This window comes from Streptomyces sp. (assembly GCF_019510245.1).
GTDB lineage: Bacteria > Actinomycetota > Actinomycetes > Streptomycetales > Streptomycetaceae > Streptomyces.
Window position 1 is genome coordinate 64,336 of sequence record NZ_JAEKKT010000123.1, and the last position, 16,817, is coordinate 81,152.

17 protein-coding genes and 2 pseudogenes are annotated in these 16,817 nt (G+C 70.9%); 11 read left to right on the forward strand and 8 right to left on the reverse strand.

Features of this window, described 5'->3' with window-relative positions; all coding sequences use genetic code 11:
- The first annotated feature begins 29 nt into the window (after positions 1–29).
- From JF597_RS12720 to JF597_RS12735, 4 genes are all read left to right on the forward strand, one after another.
- The gene (locus tag JF597_RS12720; protein ID WP_293993363.1) at positions 30–1,484 is read left to right on the forward strand and encodes an amino acid permease; all 1,455 of its coding nucleotides are present in this window, start codon (positions 30–32) and stop codon (positions 1,482–1,484) included.
- A 211-nt stretch (positions 1,485–1,695) separates the two neighbouring features.
- The gene (locus JF597_RS12725) at positions 1,696–3,120 is read left to right on the forward strand and encodes a peptidase C39 family protein (protein WP_293993296.1); all 1,425 of its coding nucleotides are present in this window, start codon (positions 1,696–1,698) and stop codon (positions 3,118–3,120) included.
- A gap of 84 nt (positions 3,121–3,204) precedes the next feature.
- The gene (locus tag JF597_RS12730; protein ID WP_293993364.1) at positions 3,205–3,357 is read left to right on the forward strand and encodes an SCO1431 family membrane protein; all 153 of its coding nucleotides are present in this window, start codon (positions 3,205–3,207) and stop codon (positions 3,355–3,357) included.
- Between the two features lie 53 nt (positions 3,358–3,410).
- Positions 3,411–4,070, forward strand: coding sequence for a TetR/AcrR family transcriptional regulator (locus tag JF597_RS12735; protein WP_293993298.1), 660 nt, complete (start codon positions 3,411–3,413; stop codon positions 4,068–4,070).
- Positions 4,071–4,162: 92 nt separating this feature from the next.
- Here JF597_RS12735 and JF597_RS12740 read toward each other — a convergent pair whose 3' ends face one another.
- Positions 4,163–5,404 carry a glycoside hydrolase family 18 protein gene (locus JF597_RS12740; protein ID WP_293993300.1) on the reverse strand — a complete coding sequence of 414 codons (1,242 nt, stop codon included), beginning with the start codon at positions 5,402–5,404 and terminating at the stop codon, positions 4,163–4,165.
- A gap of 330 nt (positions 5,405–5,734) precedes the next feature.
- On the opposite strand from JF597_RS12740, the gene JF597_RS12745 reads away from it, so the two are divergent.
- Complete coding sequence (locus JF597_RS12745) at positions 5,735–6,907, forward strand: acyl-CoA dehydrogenase family protein (RefSeq protein ID WP_293993302.1); 1,173 nt, start codon at positions 5,735–5,737, stop codon at positions 6,905–6,907.
- On the opposite strand, the gene JF597_RS12750 is transcribed toward JF597_RS12745, so the two are convergent.
- Positions 6,870–7,121, reverse strand: a complete 252-nt coding sequence (locus tag JF597_RS12750) for a hypothetical protein (RefSeq protein ID WP_293993303.1) — start codon at positions 7,119–7,121, stop codon at positions 6,870–6,872. The two genes, JF597_RS12745 and JF597_RS12750, sit on opposite strands and share 38 nt — an antisense overlap.
- 146 nt (positions 7,122–7,267) lie before the next feature.
- Between JF597_RS12750 and JF597_RS12755 the strand changes: the two genes are divergently transcribed.
- Positions 7,268–7,402, forward strand: coding sequence for a hypothetical protein (locus tag JF597_RS12755; protein WP_293993367.1), 135 nt, complete (start codon positions 7,268–7,270; stop codon positions 7,400–7,402).
- Positions 7,403–7,510: 108 nt separating this feature from the next.
- Here JF597_RS12755 and JF597_RS12760 read toward each other — a convergent pair.
- Positions 7,511–7,753 (reverse strand): annotated as a pseudogene (locus JF597_RS12760) (phosphotransferase); the annotation flags it as partial.
- Positions 7,754–7,759: 6 nt separating this feature from the next.
- Here JF597_RS12760 and JF597_RS12765 point away from each other — a divergent pair.
- A pseudogene (locus JF597_RS12765) lies at positions 7,760–8,008 on the forward strand (phosphotransferase family protein); the annotation flags it as partial.
- A 1-nt stretch (position 8,009) separates the two neighbouring features.
- Here JF597_RS12765 and JF597_RS12770 read toward each other — a convergent pair.
- Positions 8,010–8,468 (reverse strand): hypothetical protein, encoded by a 459-nt coding sequence (locus JF597_RS12770; RefSeq protein WP_293993305.1) that lies wholly within the window; start codon positions 8,466–8,468, stop codon positions 8,010–8,012.
- Between the two features lie 267 nt (positions 8,469–8,735).
- Here JF597_RS12770 and JF597_RS12775 point away from each other — a divergent pair, with 267 nt between their 5' ends.
- The 4 genes from JF597_RS12775 (at position 8,736) to fxsA (ending at position 13,239) form a co-directional block, all read left to right on the forward strand.
- Positions 8,736–9,176, forward strand: a complete 441-nt coding sequence (locus tag JF597_RS12775; protein WP_066997022.1) for an Lrp/AsnC family transcriptional regulator — start codon at positions 8,736–8,738, stop codon at positions 9,174–9,176.
- A 391-nt stretch (positions 9,177–9,567) separates the two neighbouring features.
- Entirely contained in the window at positions 9,568–11,172 is a 1,605-nt protein-coding gene (locus JF597_RS12780; RefSeq protein ID WP_293993308.1) for an amidohydrolase, read from the forward strand.
- 630 nt (positions 11,173–11,802) lie between these two features.
- Positions 11,803–12,597, forward strand: coding sequence for a polyprenol monophosphomannose synthase (locus JF597_RS12785; protein ID WP_293993310.1), 795 nt, complete (start codon positions 11,803–11,805; stop codon positions 12,595–12,597).
- Positions 12,598–12,675: 78 nt separating this feature from the next.
- Positions 12,676–13,239 (forward strand): FxsA family membrane protein, encoded by a 564-nt coding sequence (gene fxsA, locus JF597_RS12790; RefSeq protein ID WP_293993312.1) that lies wholly within the window; start codon positions 12,676–12,678, stop codon positions 13,237–13,239.
- An 83-nt stretch (positions 13,240–13,322) separates the two neighbouring features.
- Here fxsA and JF597_RS12795 read toward each other — a convergent pair whose 3' ends face one another.
- The 4 genes from JF597_RS12795 to JF597_RS12810 all read right to left on the reverse strand — a co-directional run bounded on the left by JF597_RS12795 (position 13,323) and on the right by JF597_RS12810 (position 16,756).
- Positions 13,323–13,697: an RNA polymerase-binding protein RbpA gene (locus JF597_RS12795; protein WP_010046329.1), complete on the reverse strand. Its 375-nt coding sequence runs from the start codon at positions 13,695–13,697 to the stop codon at positions 13,323–13,325.
- A 255-nt stretch (positions 13,698–13,952) separates the two neighbouring features.
- Positions 13,953–15,299 carry an MFS transporter gene (locus JF597_RS12800; RefSeq protein ID WP_293993317.1) on the reverse strand — a complete coding sequence of 449 codons (1,347 nt, stop codon included), beginning with the start codon at positions 15,297–15,299 and terminating at the stop codon, positions 13,953–13,955.
- Between the two features lie 39 nt (positions 15,300–15,338).
- Positions 15,339–16,106 (reverse strand): glycerophosphodiester phosphodiesterase, encoded by a 768-nt coding sequence (locus JF597_RS12805; RefSeq protein ID WP_293993318.1) that lies wholly within the window; start codon positions 16,104–16,106, stop codon positions 15,339–15,341.
- Positions 16,103–16,756, reverse strand: coding sequence for a hypothetical protein (locus tag JF597_RS12810; protein ID WP_293993320.1), 654 nt, complete (start codon positions 16,754–16,756; stop codon positions 16,103–16,105). The genes JF597_RS12805 and JF597_RS12810 overlap by 4 nt, the downstream gene beginning before the upstream one ends.
- Positions 16,757–16,817 lie beyond the last annotated feature (61 nt).

Sequence of the window (16,817 nt, forward strand, 5' to 3'; positions counted from 1 at the left end):
CGCTCGACGACGACGCGACCCTGCACGCGATGGGTTATCCGCGGAAACTCACCCGCCGATTCCAGGCCTTCGACAATTTCGCCATCTCCTTCACCATCATCAATATTCTCTCCGGGATCTTCTCGTCCTTCGGATTCGGTATGAACGCGGGTGGCCCCCGCATTCTGGTGTTCGGCTGGATCGGCGTCTGTGTGATGGTGCTCTGCATCGGCGCCGCCATGGCGGAAGTCGCCTCCGCCTATCCGACGAGCGGCGCCCTGTATTTCTCCGCCGGCAAACTCGCCAAGCGGCACAAGGGTGCCTGGTCCTGGTACACGGGCTGGCTGAACTTCGTGGGCCAGATCGGCGGCACGGCCGCCACCGGATACGCGGCGGCCACCTTCATCCAGGCGTTCGTCGCCCTGCAGTGGCCCTCGTACACCCCGACCGCCCACCAGACGGTCCTGATCACGGCCCTGATCATCGTGGTCCAGGGGCTCGCCAACACCTACACCGTCCAGCTCGTCGCCGTACTGAACCGGATTTCCGTCTGGTGGCTGCTGATCGGACTCGTGGTGATCGTGACCACACTGATCGTGATGCCGGACCACCACCAGTCGGCGTCCTTCGTGACGCATTTCGTGAACAACACCGGCTTCACCAACGGCCTTTACGGCGGCCTCCTCGGGCTGCTCGTCACCAGCTGGACCTTCACCGGCTTCGATGGCAGCTTCCACATGTCCGAGGAAACCGTCCATGCGACCGTCAACGCACCCAGAGGGATCATCCGGTCCATCGGGTATTCGGCGATCACCGGCCTGGTCCTGATGCTCGCCCTGGTGTACAGCATCGGCAACTACGCCAAGGTGGCGAGCTCCTCCGCCCCGCCGGTCCAGATCCTCATCGACGGACTCGGCATGGGCTGGGCCAAGGCGATGCTGCTCGTCGTCATCGGCGCCATGCTCTTCTGCGGCCTCGCCAACCTCACCAGCAACACCCGGCAGATCTTCGCCTTCTCCCGGGACGGCGCGATGCCCGGCTCCCGCCTGTGGCACTCCGTCTCGCCCCGCACCCGGACCCCCGTCAAGGCCGTCTGGCTCGCGGTGGCCTGCTCGCTCGCCCTGGTGGTGCCGGGCTGGTGGTCGCACACGGCGTTCACCGCGATCGTCAGCGTCAACGTCGTCGGCCTGTTCCTCGCCTACGCCGTCCCGGTGTTCCTGCGGCTGCGCCTGGGCGACGACTTCCAGCCGGGGCCGTGGAACCTGGGCCGCTGGAGCAGGCCGGTCGGCTGGCTGGCGGTGGTCTGGATCCTGCTCAGCAGCGTCCTGTTCATGCTGCCGCAGGCCTCGCCGATCACCGTCGACTCCTTCAACTACGCCCCGATCGCACTGGCCGTCGTCCTGGCCGTGGCGACGGGCTGGTGGTTCGCCACCGCCCGCCGCCGCTTCCAGGGCCCGGTCAGCTACGGCCGTCCCGACGAGGTCGCCGCGATGGACCTCATCTGATCCGGCGGGGACCTGCGCGAAGACCCGCACGAAGACCCGCACGAAGGGGCCCTGGCGACCGCACCCGGGGCCCTTTTCGTTGGACCAGACCAATATTGATGGGCGTGGCATGGGCGGAAGAGCTGGCAGGGGCATGGCGCCTGCTCCATAGTGGGCGCACAGCCCTTGCTCCGGATCAGCCGTGACGCGCACACCTGGGGGTCTTCCACCCATGAGCAGAGCCGAACAGCCGTCCCGCAGAACCCTTCTGGCAGCCGCCGCCTCCGTCGCGGCGGCGGCCGTGGCCCAGGGCGTGGTCCCCGCGGTGCCGGCGGCCGCCGCGACGGAGACCGACGCCGACGACACCGCGAGGACCGAGACCCGCCGGGCCGGGAACGGCCGTCCCGGCCACGGCCGGGACGGGACCCGCCCGATCGACTACCGCTCCTGGACGACCCACAGCGACTGGAAGACCGGCACCGCCAAGGGCGCCCGCGCCGTCGCCGGGGACCGCCCCGGCGTAGTGATCGGCACCCCGGCCGGCACCACCTCCTACACCGACCCCCACACCGGCACCACCGCCACCTGGGAGTACGCCACCTGGACCGGCCCGGTGCACCGGCTCGCCGTCCCCGCCACCGAGACCATCGCCTCCTGGAACGCGGACACCCCGGCCGGCACCTGGATCCAGGTCGAACTGCACGGCACCTACTCCGACGGCACCACGACCCCCTGGTACGTCATGGGCCGCTGGGCGGCCGGCGACCAGGACATCAAGCGGACCTCGGTGGACGGCCAGACCGACGGCAAGAGCACCATCTGGACCGACACCTTCGCCGTCGACGACGCGACCACCGGCCTGCGCCTCACCTCGTACCAGCTGCGCCTGACCCTCTACCGCAAGCCGGGCACCAAGCTCACCCCGACCGTCTGGCGGCTCGGCGCCATGGGCTCCGACATCCCCGACCGCTTCACCGTCCCGGCCTCCACCCCGGGCCTGGCCCAGGAACTCAAGGTCCCGCGCTACTCCCAGGAGATCCACAAGGGCCAGTACCCCGAGTACGACAACGGCGGCGAGGCCTGGTGCAGCCCCACCTCCTCGCAGATGATCGTCGAGTACTGGGGCGCCCGGCCCACCGCGGAGCAGCTGGCCTGGGTGGACCCGTCCTTCGCCGACCCGCAGGTCTGCTACGCGGCCCGCTACACGTACGACTACCAGTACGAGGGCTGCGGCAACTGGCCGTTCAACGCCGCCTACGCCTCGACGTACCGGGGCCTGCAGGGCGTGATAACGCGACTGGCCTCGCTCACCGACCTGGAGACCCTGATCGCGGCCGGCATCCCGGCCATAACCTCACAGTCGTTCCTCGCGTCGGAGCTGACGGGAGCCGGTTACGGCACCTCCGGGCACCTGATGACCGTCATCGGCTTCACCGCGGACGGCGACGTGATCGCCAACGACCCGTGCTCGGCCGACGACGACGCGGTGCGGCGGGTCTATCTGCGCCGGGAGTTCGAGAACATCTGGCTGCGGACCAAGCGGTACAACGCCAGTGGCAAGGTCGTCTCCGGCACCGGAGGCGTCTGCTACCTGTACTTCCCGGCCTGCCCGAACCCGGCCCAGCTCAAGGCGCTCGCGGCGGTCGGCGTGCGCTGACCTGGCACGACAGCGGCCCCCGGGCATCCCGGGGGCCGCTCTCCTGTGACCAAGCTCTCCACCGCAAAAGCCGCAACCAATGGCATGGTGGACTTCATGACCACGCACTCAGCCACCGCCGCCCGCGCCCGTACCGGCGGTCCCAAGGACGACGGACCGAAGGTTCTGGAACATGTCATGGGCTGGACTCTTGTAATGGTCATCGCCATGTTGGTGACTCAACTCGGCCTGCTGTGACCTGAACTGACATACTGCGGATGTCCCGCAGCCCGTTGAGACCAGGGTCGAAATTGAATGTCAGTCAACAACGTGCCGCCGCCCGCCCAAGGGCGCGCGGCACCGAGCGTTCCGTCGCTCGTCGTGCCGAGCTCATCGCCATCGGGCGGAAGTTGTTCGCCGACACCTCGTACGACGCGCTCTCCATGGACGACATCGCCAAGCAGGCGCATGTCGCCAAAGGGCTGATCTACTACTACTTCCAGTCGAAGCGCGGCTACTATCTGGCGATCATCCAGGACTCCGTCGCCGATCTGGTCACCTATGCCGCGAGCGGCCTGGAGCTGCCCCAGGTGGACCGCGTCCACCGGACCATCGACAGCTACCTGCGCTACGCCGAGCACCACCAGGCCGCGTACCGCACGATCGTCAGCGGCGGTGTCGGCTTCGACACCGAGGTGCACGCCATCCGGGACGGGGTGCGCGAGGCGATCGTCGCGACCATCGCCGAGGGCGCCTACGGCCGCACCGACATCGCCCCGCTCGCCAGGGTCGGCCTGCTCGCCTGGCTGTGCAGCGTGGAGGGCGCGACCCTCGACTGGATCGACCGGCCCGAACTCTCCCGCGAGACCATGTGCGAGCTGCTGGTCAAGACGCTCGGCGGCACCCTGCGCGCCATCGAGGAACTCGACCCGTCCTACCGCGCCCCGGCCCCGGCCCGCCGGGACGCCTGACGCACGGGCCTGTCCGTCCACGGCACCCGCCGGACAGGCCCCTGGGGCGGAGGACTCGTGGTTCCCCCGCCCCAGGCCCCCGTGACCGGGGTTTATTTGATGGCCTTGATCAGCTCACCGTTCGCGGTGTCGCCGCTCAGCTCCCAGAAGAAGGTGCCGCCCAGGCCCTGCTGGTTCTTGTACGTCATCTTGGTCGCGATGGTCGCCGGGGTGTCGTAGCTCCACCAGTCGCTGCCGCACTTGGCGTACGCCGTCCCGCCCACCGTGCCGGTCGGCGGGCACTTGGTCCTGAGCACCTTGTAGTCGTCGATGCCCTGCTCGTACGTCCCCGCCGCCGGCCCGGTCGCGGAGCCGCCGGGCGCCGCCTGGGTGACCCCGGTCCAGCCGCGGCCGTAGAAGCCGATGCCGAGCAGCAGCTTGGCGGCCGGGATGCCGAGTCCCCTGAGCTTGGCGATGGTGGCCGAGGTGGAGAAGTTCGCCGTCGGGATGCCCGAGTAGGAGTTCAGCGGTGAGTGCGGGGCCGTCGGACCGGTCGGGGCCCAGGCGCCGAAGTAGTCGTACGTCATCGGGTTGTACCAGTCGACGTACTGCGCCGCCCCCGCGTAGTCGGCCGCGTCGATCTTCCCGCCGCTGGTGGCGTCGGCGGTGATCGCCGCCGTGACGAGTGAGGTGCTGCCGAACTTCGCGCGCAGCGCGGCCATCACCTTCCGGAACGCGTCCCGGCCGCTGGTGTCACAGGTGTTGCCGCAGGCGTTCGGGTACTCCCAGTCGATGTCGATGCCGTCGAAGAGGCCGGCCCACTTGGAGTTCCTGACCAGGTCGTAGCAGGACTGCGCGAAGGCGGCGGGGTTCCCGGCGGCCTCGCCGAAGCCGCTCGACCAGGTCCAGCCGCCGAAGGACCAGAGGATCCTGAGGTTCGGGTGCTTCTTCTTCAGCTTCAGCAGCTGGTTGAAGTTGCCGCGCAGCGGCTGGTCCCAGGTGTCCGCCACGCCGTCCACGGACTCGGCGGCTGTGTAGGTGCGGTCGGTCGCCGCGTAGGAGTCGCCCATCGCGCACTTGCCGCCGGTGACGTTGCCGAAGGCGTAGTTGATGTGGGTGAGCTTCGCCGCCGAGCCGGAGGTCTCGACGTTCTTGACCAGGTACTTGCGGTCGTAGGTGCCCCACTCCGTGAAGTAGCCGACGACCTTGGAGCCGGCCTGCCCCTGGGGAGCGGCCGGGGCGGCCGGGGCGGCCGCGGACGCGGTGCCCGCGCCGGCCAGCAGCCCGGCGCCGAGGACGGCGCAACAGGCCGCGGAGAGCAGCGCCCGGAACCGGGAGCGGTGGGAGGTGTGCATCGGGTGTCTCCTCCTGGGGGAGAGGGGGACGCGCGCCGATTGGCATGAACGCGGTAAAGCGTTGGTCATGAACCCTAGGAGGACTAGACCAGTCGGGTCAATGGTTCGGACCAATTTCGCGGGTTTCGAATGTTGGCCTGGATTTCCTGAAGTAAGCGGTCGTTAACTGGTGACGGGAGGTCCCCGATCGGGCATACTCACTGCGCAGCCGCAGGTCAGCAGCTTCCGAGACCCGGAACGCCGGCCTCGGCCGCACCCGCACGACAGGCGGAGCCGCCCCTATCCCACGGGCTGTGGCCGCCGTTGCCCGACAGGGAGGAGACCGACGCCATGTCCGACCGCGACCCGCAGCCGGTGGAGCGTCAACTGCCCACGGACGAGGCGAGGGACCTGCTCGCGCTGGTCCGGGAGATCGCCCGCCGTGAGATCGCGCCGAAGGCGGCCGAGGAGGAGGACGCCGGGCGCTTCCCGCGCGAGGTCTTCACCCTGCTCTCCGAGTCAGGCCTGCTCGGTCTGCCCTACGACGCCGAGTACGGCGGCGGCGACCAGCCCTACGAGGTCTACCTCCAGGTCCTGGAGGAACTGGCCGCGGCCCGCCTCACCGTCGGTCTCGGCGTCAGCGTGCACACCCTCGCGAGCTACGCGCTCGCCGCCTACGGCACCAAGCAGCAGCAGGTCGAGCACCTGCCCGCGATACTCGGCGGCGGCCTGCTCGGCGCCTACTGCCTCTCCGAGCCGGCCTCCGGTTCGGATGCCGCCTCCCTGCGCACCAGGGCCGTGCGGGACGGCGACTCCTGGGTGATCAACGGCACCAAGGCCTGGATCACGCACGGCGGCATCGCCGACTTCTACACGGTCATGGCCCGCACCGGCGCCGAGGGCTCGCACGGGATCACCGCCTTCCTGGTCCCCGGCGACGCCGAGGGCCTCAGCGGCGCGGTGCCCGAGAAGAAGATGGGCATGAAGGGCTCGCCCACCGCCCAGGTCCACTTCGACGACGTCCGGGTCCCCGACGAGCGCCGCCTCGGCGAGGAGGGCCAGGGCTTCGCCATCGCCCTCTCCGCGCTGGACTCCGGACGGCTCGGCATCGCCGCGTGCGCGATCGGCCTGGCCCAGGCCGCCCTGGACGAGGCGGTCGGCTACGCCACCGGGCGACGGCAGTTCGGCCACCCCATCGCCGACTTCCAGGGCCTGCGCTTCATGATCGCGGACATGGCCACCCAGATCGAGGCCGGCCGGGCCCTCTACCTCGCGGCGGCCCGGCTGCGCGACGCGGGCCGGCCGTTCGCCAGGCAGGCCGCCATGGCCAAGCTGCACTGCACCGACACCGCGATGAAGGTCGCCACGGACGCCGTCCAGATACTCGGCGGGTACGGCTACACCGCGGACTTCCCGGTCGAGCGCTACATGCGCGAGGCCAAGGTCCTGCAGATCGTCGAGGGCACCAACCAGATCCAGCGGATGGTCATCGCCCGTCACGTGGCGGGGCCGGAAAGTCGCTGAGCTCGCTGAACTGCCCGCGGGTGACCGTCGGCGCCGCCAGCCTGACCCACTCCGGGTCGTGGCGGCCCGGCAGGGCGCGGCCCCGGTCGGCCCAGGTCCGCATCAGATCGCGGTAGATGGGCGGATCCTGCGGCAGGGGCGGCGGCAGCGACGCCGCGGGCGGGGGTACGAAGATCCGGCGCTGACGGCCGAGGACGGTGTAGGTGGTCGTCATGTCCGGCCAACGCGGAGGCGGCCGCCCTGGTCACCGATGCCCCGAATCGTGCGTGAGTTCGTGGACGTCCGCTCCCGGATCTGGCCTCCGTCCTTTTTCTGACGTACCGTCAGCCAGACCGTCTCCAGCCGCCGGGGAGGCCTGCCATGGCCGACGACCGTCCCGTACCGCTCGACGAGTACCCCGTGCACCAGGTCCCGCTCTCCATGAAGCACGTCGCCACCGGGGGCCGGAACGCCTACGACCGCTGCGTCTTCCACATCCTCGAACGCGGAACGTGAGCACCTCGAGGCCGCCTCCGTCGGCCTGTTGGCCCGGCTGCACGACCAAGTGCCCCTGGCGGAGACCGAGTTCCTCGCCCTTCTACTACGGCTGGGTGGTGGACAGCCTCCCCGCTGTCCGGAGGCGGCCGTCAGGTCCTGGAAGAAGCGGTGCAGGTAGACGGTCCGGCCGAGGTCCACCCCGCGCGGGGCCGGGGCCGCCATCTCCCAGTCGAGGACGGCGACGGGGTCGAAGCCGTCGCGGACGACGTTCCCGATCCGGGCGTCGCCCCAGTTGAGGACGGAAGGGCCGGGCTTGCGCGGCCACAGGTCCGCCAGCCGGTCGAAGGCCGCCTCGGTCAGGGGTGAGCGATCAGACTGCCCGCGTTCCTGCGCCGCGACCGGGTCGAGGCCCGCTACGCCCGCCTGACCGGCCGCACCCCGCGGGACATGGACTTCTACACCCTGTACGCCGCCCTGCGGCACGCGATCGTCATGCTGCGCGTCGCCTATCGGCAGGTGTACTTCGGTGAGGTCGCCGTCCCCGCGGATCCGGACACACTGATCCTGCACCACGGCAGTCTGCGTGCCATGGTGCAGGGCAGTTACTGGGACGCGGTGCGCTGACTCAGGCAGCCTGACGGACGGCGGGGTAGCCGCCCGGGCGGATCGCCGGTACGCGCATCGGGCGCGAGCCCGGGCCGCCGACGTGCGAGAAGGGCTGCGTCCGCCAGTTCAGACCCTGCGGGAGGGTGAGCAGGAGGGCGGTGTCCTGCTCCTGCGGCTCGGCCGACTCGTCCGCGGACGGGGCGTCGTCCGCGGCGCGGCCCGTGCCGGCGCAGACCGTGAGGCCGAACGGATTCCACGGCGAGGCGCACAGCGCGTGCTCCGGCAGGAACTCCTCGTCCGCCAGGAGCGCGATGGACTGCGCGCAGTCCGGGCAGATCACCCGGAACATCTCGAAGGTGTCGTAGGCGTCCAGTTCCTCGGCCTCGTAGACGTCGGGTTCGACGCCCTCCGGCTCGGGCTCGACCACCAACTGCGGGCGCTTGGGCGTGGTACGACCAGGGCGCTTAAGACTCTGCATGGGTAACTCCCCCTCGGGCTGGGCCGTTACGGCGCTGCGGCCTCGACCACAGCAAGCACTTCCCGTCCGCTCTCGGCGGTAATCGCGAGACCATCACGGAGCCCGTTCGAGGGCTGTGGCGTTCGTCACATGCCGTACGCAGGTGCCCGCTGCGGCGGTTATTTCGGTGGGACGGCTCGCGGCCGACGCTCCGTGACATCACGAACCGGCCATGACCTGGTCCGCTGAGCTATCCGTGGAGATCAGGCGCACTGTAGTTTTTGCGCCATGGAGGAGCTGGACCGTCAAATCGTGCAGCTGCTCGTCAAGGACGGGCGGATGAGCTACACGGACCTGGGCAAGGCCACGGGTCTGTCCACGTCGGCCGTGCACCAGCGGGTGCGTCGGCTGGAGCAGCGTGGCGTCATCCGCGGCTATGCCGCGGTCGTCGACCCCGAGGCCGTCGGGCTGCCGATGACGGCGTTCATCTCGGTGAAACCGTTCGACCCCAGCGCCCCCGACGACATCGCGGACCGCCTGGCGGGCGTCCCCGAGATCGAGGCGTGCCACAGCGTGGCGGGCGACGAGAACTACATCCTCAAGGTGCGGGTGGCGACCCCGCACGAACTCGAGGAACTGCTGGCCAGGCTGCGCAGCCTGGCGGGGGTCTCGACGCGCACGACGGTGGTGCTCTCCACACCGTACGAGGCCCGCCCACCCAAAATCTGACCCCACGCCCACCGCTGTCGCGCCTGCCGCCGCCCGCTGCTGCGCCAGGCGCCGCGTCGCGCCTGCTGCCGCCACCCGCTGCCGCGCTCGCCGCTGCCCTCGTGCTCTCCGCTGTCGCGCCTGCTGCTGCGCCCGCCGCGGTCGTGCTCCCCGCCGTCGCGTCCGGTGCCGCTGCCGTCCTCGCCGTGGCTGCGACGGATACCGCCCTGGGCAGTCGTTCCGAAGGGCGGAACGGGTGGGCACGGCCGACAGCGCCGGGTGCCTTGGAGCGTGGTCCGAGTGCGACTGCGGGTACGTCGTGGCTGGTCGGGCAGGCCTCCGCGCCCCTGGAGAGGCGCGTTCGGGTGCCCCTCGTTCGGAGTGATCGGTGGGAGGGGCGAGACTGGTTCCCATGAGTGAGCGCGCCCCCGAGCCCAAGACCGTCCTTCTCCGTCGTGGAGAGGTCCACAGTCCCGCCGATCCGTTCGCGACCGCGATGGTCGTGGAGCGGGGGCAGGTCGCCTGGGTCGGTTCCGAGGGCGCCGCCGACGCGTTCGCGGACGGGGTCGACGAGGTCGTCGACCTGGACGGGGCCCTGGTCACCCCCGCCTTCACGGACGCCCACGTCCACACCACGTCCACCGGGCTCGCCCTGACCGGCCTCGACCTGTCCGGCGCCGGTTCCCCGGCCGCCGCCCTGGCGCTGGTCAGGGACTTCGCCGCCGCCCGCCCCGACGACCGGGTCCTGCTCGGGCACGGCTGGGACGCCGCCCGCTGGACCGGCGGCCGCCCGCCGACCCGCGCCGAGCTGGACGCGGCCACCGGCGGCCGCCCGCTCTATCTCTCCCGTATCGACGTCCACTCGGCGGTCGTCACCACGGCCCTGCTCGATCTGGTGCCGGGCGCCGTCCCGCGCCAGGACGCCCCGCTCACCGGCGACGCCCACCACGCCGTACGTGCCGCAGCGTTCGCGGCCGTGACGTCCGCCCAGCGTGCGGCGGCCCAGCGCACCGCGCTCGCGCACGCGGCCTCCCTCGGTATCGGCACCGTGCACGAGTGCGGCGGGCCGAAGATCTCCTCCGAGGACGACTTCACCGGACTGCTGCGGCTCGCCGCCGAACTGCCCGGACCGCGGGTCCTCGGCTACTGGGCCGAGGAGGACGCCGAGAAGGCCCGCCGGCTGGGCGCGCTCGGCGCCGCCGGAGACCTGTTCGTCGACGGCGCCCTCGGCTCCCACACCGCCTGCCTGCACGAGCCCTACGCCGACGCAGGTCACACCGGCGCCGCCTACCTGGACGCGGACGCCGTCGCCGCTCATGTCACCGCCTGCACCGAGGCTGGTCTGCAGGCCGGTTTCCACGCCATCGGCGACGCCGCCGTGACCGCCGTCGTGGAGGGCGTCCGGGCCGCCGCCGAGAAGGTCGGCCTGGCCCGCGTCCGCGCCGCCCGGCACCGCGTCGAGCACGCCGAGATGCTCACGCCCGAGCACATCGCCGGCTTCGCCGAACTCGGCCTGATCGCCTCGGTGCAGCCCGCCTTCGACGCGCTGTGGGGCGGCGCGGACGGGATGTACGCCCAGCGGCTCGGCGCCGAGCGGGCCCGCACCCTCAACCCGTTCGCCGCCCTCCTCAAGGCCGGGGTCCCGCTCGCCTTCGGCTCCGACAGCCCCGTCACCCCGCTCGACCCCTGGGGGACCGTCCGGGCCGCCGCCTTCCACCACACACCCGAGCACCGGGTCTCCGTCCGCGCCGCGTTCACCGCGCACACCCGCGGCGGCTGGCGCGCGATCGGCAGGGACGACGCGGGTGTCCTGGTGCCGGGCGCGCCCGCCGACTACGCGGTCTGGCGTACCGGCGAACTGGTGGTGCAGGCGCCGGACGACCGGGTCGCCCGCTGGTCCACCGACCCGCGCTCCGGCACCCCGGGCCTGCCCGACCTGACCCCGGGCCGCGAACTGCCGGTCTGTCTGCGCACCGTGGTGGGCGGCCGGACCGTGTTCGTACGACCGGGCGAGTGACCCGCCGCATTCGTACGGCCGGGCGAGTGATCTCCCGGGGTGGCGCGGCCGTGATCGACGGCCGCCGCCCCGTCGCGCGACCTGCGCATCCTCTGCTCTGACCAGCGGTTTGAGGGTGTTTCCGCAGGTCAAACGGCTGTTGACAGCCAGCGGCAGCGGGCCGGTAGGTTCGGCGGAGTCCACCACCGGACGCCCGACCAGGGAGCAGTTCGCGCACTCGTCGCAGCGCCGCTGGGTCAGGGACGGTGTGCCGCACCGGGGCACCGTCACTGGGAGCCAGGCTCAGCGCCCGCGCCGTCGAGGGAACGTTCCGGCCGGTCGGGAGGTGTGACCCGGGTGGGGCCCGGACGCTCAGTAGACAACGGCTTTCGGTCGACCCGCAGCCAGCGGGTCCCAGGTCGGCCCGAAGGGCACCGGGCCCCCATCCGCAGGACCGGCAGCGTCGCCCCGCAGGGGAACAGAGTGGCGTCGCGGGGGAACACCTTGGCGAAAGTACGGATGGACGGCACCCGAAACGGGCATCCTTACCCCGCTCTTGCGGAATCGACACCACCATACGAATGAGTTGTCGCGTCAGTGCAGGCCGCGGCCACTATGGTGGTCCCCTGCGTACGACATGAAGGGGCAGCAGTGAACGACGGCGACGGGACCCTCGCGGCCAAGGCCCAGGGGCGGCGGTTCGGCCCGCTCGGCACGGTCTTGGTGATCATTCCCACGTACAACGAGGCGGAGAACGTCAAGTCCATCGTCGGCCGGGTGCGCCGGGCCGTCCCCGAGGCGCACGTGCTGGTGGCGGACGACAACAGCCCCGACGGCACGGGCAAGCTCGCCGACGAACTGGCCGCCGAGGACGACCACGTCCAGGTACTGCACCGCAAGGGCAAGGAGGGGCTCGGCGCCGCCTACCTCGCGGGCTTCCGCTGGGGCATGGACAACGGCTACGGCGTGCTCGTCGAGATGGACGCCGACGGCTCCCACCAGCCGGAGGAGCTGCCCCGGCTGCTGACCGCGCTGAAGGGCGCCGACCTGGTGCTCGGCTCCCGCTGGGTGGCCGGCGGCCGGGTGGTCAACTGGCCCAAGTCCCGTGAGTTCATCTCCCGCGGCGGCTCCCTGTACTCGCGGCTCGCGCTCGATCTCCCGCTGCGGGACATCACCGGCGGCTACCGCGCCTTCCGCCGCGAGACCCTGGAGGGTCTCGGGCTCGACGAGGTCGCCTCGCAGGGCTACTGCTTCCAGGTCGATCTGGCCCGCCGCGCGGTCAAGGCCGGCTACCAGGTCGTCGAGGTGCCCATCACGTTCGTCGAGCGGGAGTTCGGGGACTCCAAGATGAGCCGCGACATCCTTGTCGAGGCGCTGTGGCGGGTCACCTCCTGGGGCGTCACCGACCGGGTGGGCCGGCTGACCGGCAAGGGCAGGCCTTCCTAGCGGACGCCCGGGAAGCTCATGGTTCCGGTTGATCATCCTCTTATGCCGCACTGAGCCGGGTCCAGGCACACTGGGTGCATGACGACTGGTGCGCAGACCCCTCCGTACACCACCCGGCCCCGCCGCTCCCGGCTCGGCAGATACCTGCCGCTGGGTCTCGCGGTGTGGCTGGTCCTGGAGATCTGGCTGCTGACGGTGGTCGCGGGCGCGGCGGGCGGCATGACCGTGTTCCTGCTGCTGGTGGCCGGTTTCGTCGCCGGTTCCGTGGTCATCAAGCGGGCCGGTCGGCGTGCCTTCCGTAGCCTCAACGAGGCGATCCAGCGCGGCGGCTCCCCGGAGCGCGGCGGTGGCAACGGCCTGATGATGCTGGGCGGCCTGCTCCTCATGATCCCCGGCCTGGTATCCGACGCCCTCGGCCTGCTGCTCTTGCTGCCCCCCGTGCAGAAGGCGGTCTCGCGCGTCGCGGAACGCACCCTCGACCGCAGGCTCCGCGCCGCCGCCCCCGGCACCCTGGGCGACGCGTTCCAGCAGGCCCGCATGCACCGCCCGGACGGAAAGGTCGTCCAGGGCGAGGTCATCCGCAACGACGTGCCCCGGCCGGGGGACGAGCCGGCGGGGGAGCGGCCGCCGCTGACGCGGTGAGCGACCCGCAACAACCGAGGGCGCCGCACGTTCTGTGAACGTGCGGCGCCCTCGGTTGTTGTGTCGGCTTCCGTTGGACGGAACTATGCGGACTTGCGGCTGTCCCTGGGATGAATCGCGATGTTCATCGCCCCGGAACGCAGAACCGCCAGACGCTCCTCAAGGACCTCTTCGAGCTCCTCACGGGTGCGCCGCTCCATCAGCATGTCCCAGTGGGTACGCGCGGGCTTGGCCTTCTTCTCTTCAGGGCCGTCGCCGTCCACCAGGAGTGCCTGGGCCCCGCAGACCTTGCACTCCCACTCCGGCGGGATCTCCGCCTCGACCGAGAAGGGCATTTCGAACCGGTGCCCCTTCTCGCATGCGTACTCCACGGCCTGGCGCGGGGCCAGGTCGATACCGCGGTCCGTCTCGTAGCTGGTCACCACGAGGCGCGTACCGCGAAGAGCTCGCTCACTCATGAATCGTGCCTCCCGGGCTTGTCGCCCACAGGACAGGTGTCGCTGTCGTCGTCATCCGGTCAACGTCCGGTCGGCGGTAAAGATTCCCGTTCCGGGTCATGCGTCGCCGTCGTAGCCGCCCCTTGTTGTACCCACCGGCGCCCGGTTTGTCACATCTGCTAGCAGATGTCACCCAGCGTTTCGGTATCTTTGACGCGCAGTAACGGTACGCCTGGCAGGCCAAACGCGTACACTACCGCCCTTCCGCGTTGAACGCTAAATCTTCTGCGGAACCGGGTTGCCGGCCTCACTGATCGCCTGCCGCACCGGCACCCGCGCGAGCAGCGCGAAGCCGATGACGAAGAAGGCCACCAGCGAGATGATCGCCGAGCGGTAGCTCCCGGTCAGCTGGTAGGTGATCCCGAACAACAGTGGTCCCAGCCAGCTCATCCCCCGATCGCTCATCTCGTACGCCGCGAAGTACTCGGCTTCTTTTCCGGGCGGTACGAGATGGGAGAACAGGGACCGGGACAGGGCCTGGCTGCCGCCGAGCACGAGACCGATGCCGGCCGCCAGGGCGAAGAACCACACGGGTGCCCCGGCCGGCAGGAAGTACCCGGCCGCCAGCGTCACCGTCCACGCCACCAGCGACCCCAGGATCGTGCGTTTCGCCCCGTACGTCCTGGCCAGTCGTCCCATCGTCAAAGCGCCCGCCACGGCCAGCACCTGCACCATCAGGACCGCGCCGATGAGCGTCGACTGGCCGAGCCCGAGCTCCTCGGAGCCGTAGACCGACGCCTGGGAGATCACGGTCTGGATGCCGTCGTTGTAGATGAGGTACGCCAGCAGGAAGGAGAGCGTCAGCGGACGGCGGCGCATGTCCCGGGCGGTCGCCACCAGTTGACGCAGCCCTGGCGCCGTCGCCCCGGCCGCCCGGCCGCCCCGGTCGCGCAGCCGTCGCAGCGGTACGAGGGTGAAGGCGCCCCACCACAGGCCCGCCGCGGCCAGGCAGACGCGGACCGCCTCCGTCTCGGAGAGGCCGAAGGAGTCGTGTGCGGAGTAGAGGACCAGGTTGACGATCAGTACCAGGGAGCCCGACGCGTAGCCGAAGGCCCAGCCCCGGGAGGAGATGGCGTCGCGCTCCTCGGGCGGGGCGATCTGGGGGAGGTAGGAGTTGTAGAGCATCAGGGCTACTGACTGGGCGGCGTTGGCGACGACCAGCAGCAGCCCGCCGAGCAGGTAGCGGTCGCCGTCCAGGAAGAACATGCCCGTCGTCGCCGCGGCCCCGGTGTACGCGGCCACGCCGAGCAGCTGCTTCTTGCGGCCGGTACGGTCGGCCGCGCTGCCCACCAGGGGCATGAGCACGACCGCCAGGATCACCGACAGGGAGACCGAGTAGGCGAAGAAGGAGCCCGCCCGGACCGGGATGCCGAGCGGGTGCACATAGCCGTCCGCGTCCGCCGCGTGGTCGGCGACCGACGTGAGGTAGGGGCCGAGGAACACGGTGAGGACGCTCGTCGAGTAGACCGAGCACGCCCAGTCGTAGAAGTACCAGCCGCGCTGTTCGCGCCGCAGCTCGGTGGCCTCGTCGAAGACCCCCGTCCGCACGGTTTCGGTGCCCACCCGTGCCCTCGCCTTTCCCGCAGCGGTACCGCGCGCGCCTCAGAACCAGACGCCGCGTTTCTGCATGACCTCACGCAACGTGTCGATGTGATCGGTCATGATGCCATCGACGCCCAGGTCCAGGAGCCGGTGCATCCGCTCGGGTTCGTTGATGGTCCACACGTGGACGTGCAGCCCGAGCGCGTGGGCTGCGCGCACGAAGCGCCGGTCGACCACGGGGACCCCCGACTGCGACTCGGGGACCTGCGCCGCCACCGCCGACCGGCGCACCGACGCGGGCAGTCCCCAGGAGCGCAGCCGCAGCCCGACCACACCCCGGGTGCCGAACGAGGTGGCCAGCCGCGGTCCGGCCAGCCGCTGCGCCCGCAGCACCCGCGCCTCCGAGAACGAGCCGACGCACACCCGGTCGTAGGAGTCCGTCTTCTCGATCAGGTCGAGGAGCGGCCGCAGGGCCGGCTCCGCCTTGGCGTCCACGTTCCAGCGGACGTCCGGGAACTCCTCGAGCAGCTCCTCGAAGAGGGGCAGCGGCTCCCGGCCCGCCACGCGCGCGTGCCGTACGTCCTCCCACAGCAGGTCGGCGATCCGGCCGGCCCCGTCGGTGACCCGGTCCAGGGTGTCGTCGTGGAAGGCGACCAGCCTGCCGTCGGCCGTGGCGTGCACATCGGTCTCGATGTACCGGTAGCCGAGTCGGACCGCGCGCCGGAACTGCGCCACGGTGTTCTCCAGGCCGTCCGCGGCTCCGCCTCGATGGGCGAAGGCGATGGGGCCGGGGTGGTCCAGGTACGGGTGGCGTGTCAGCGTGCTCACTTGCGCAGTATCGCGCGCCCGGGTGACCCCGTGGCAACGACCGTGCTGCGGCCGGGTGCCGCCGGGACGGCGAACACCTTCAGGAACAGCTGTGCGAGGGGGCCGATGGACACCGCGTAGAGCAGGGTGCCGACGCCGACCGTGCCGCCGAGCGCGAATCCGGTGACGACTACCGCGACCTCGATCGCCGTCCGGATGAGCCGGATCGAACGGCCGGTACGCCGGTGCAGCCCCGTCATCAGACCGTCCCGGGGGCCGGGCCCGAAGCTCGCCGCGATGTAGAGCCCGGTCGCCGCCCCGTTGAGCACGATGCCGGCGGCCATCAGCGGAATCCGCACCGCGAACGCGTGCACCGCGGGAACCACGGCGAGTGCGGCGTTCATGGCGAGGCCGATGACGAAGACGTTGGAGACCGTGCCGAGGCCCGGCCGCTGGCGCAGCGGGACCCACAGGAGCAGCACGGCCGCCCCCACGACGATGGACACCGTGCCGATGCTCAGCCCGGTGTGCCCGGCGAGCCCCTGGTGCAGCACGCCCCAGGGTTCCAGCCCGAGGCCGGCCTCCACGAGGAGCGCGGAACTCACGCCGTACAGCGTGAGCCCCGCGTAGAGCTGGACCAACCGTCGCCCGAGACGGCCTTGCGTGGACAAGAGATACCCCCCGATGGTGAAGGTGGCCTGACCCGTGTCACTCTGTGGCTCGGAGGAGGAA

Bases quoted from the DNA above. Each gene is read 5' to 3' on its own strand.
- JF597_RS12720 (WP_293993363.1), top strand. From the start codon at position 30: ATGGGTTATCCGCGGAAACTCACCCGCCGATTCCAGGCCTTCGACAAT.
- JF597_RS12725 (WP_293993296.1), top strand. From the start codon at position 1,696: ATGAGCAGAGCCGAACAGCCGTCCCGCAGAACCCTTCTGGCAGCCGCC.
- JF597_RS12730 (WP_293993364.1), top strand. From the start codon at position 3,205: ATGGTGGACTTCATGACCACGCACTCAGCCACCGCCGCCCGCGCCCGT.
- JF597_RS12740 (WP_293993300.1), bottom strand. From the start codon at position 5,404: ATGCACACCTCCCACCGCTCCCGGTTCCGGGCGCTGCTCTCCGCGGCC.
- JF597_RS12745 (WP_293993302.1), top strand. From the start codon at position 5,735: ATGTCCGACCGCGACCCGCAGCCGGTGGAGCGTCAACTGCCCACGGAC.
- JF597_RS12750 (WP_293993303.1), bottom strand. From the start codon at position 7,121: ATGACGACCACCTACACCGTCCTCGGCCGTCAGCGCCGGATCTTCGTA.
- JF597_RS12755 (WP_293993367.1), top strand. From the start codon at position 7,268: ATGGCCGACGACCGTCCCGTACCGCTCGACGAGTACCCCGTGCACCAG.
- JF597_RS12770 (WP_293993305.1), bottom strand. From the start codon at position 8,468: ATGCAGAGTCTTAAGCGCCCTGGTCGTACCACGCCCAAGCGCCCGCAG.
- JF597_RS12775 (WP_066997022.1), top strand. From the start codon at position 8,736: ATGGAGGAGCTGGACCGTCAAATCGTGCAGCTGCTCGTCAAGGACGGG.
- JF597_RS12780 (WP_293993308.1), top strand. From the start codon at position 9,568: ATGAGTGAGCGCGCCCCCGAGCCCAAGACCGTCCTTCTCCGTCGTGGA.
- fxsA (WP_293993312.1), top strand. From the start codon at position 12,676: ATGACGACTGGTGCGCAGACCCCTCCGTACACCACCCGGCCCCGCCGC.
- JF597_RS12795 (WP_010046329.1), bottom strand. From the start codon at position 13,697: ATGAGTGAGCGAGCTCTTCGCGGTACGCGCCTCGTGGTGACCAGCTAC.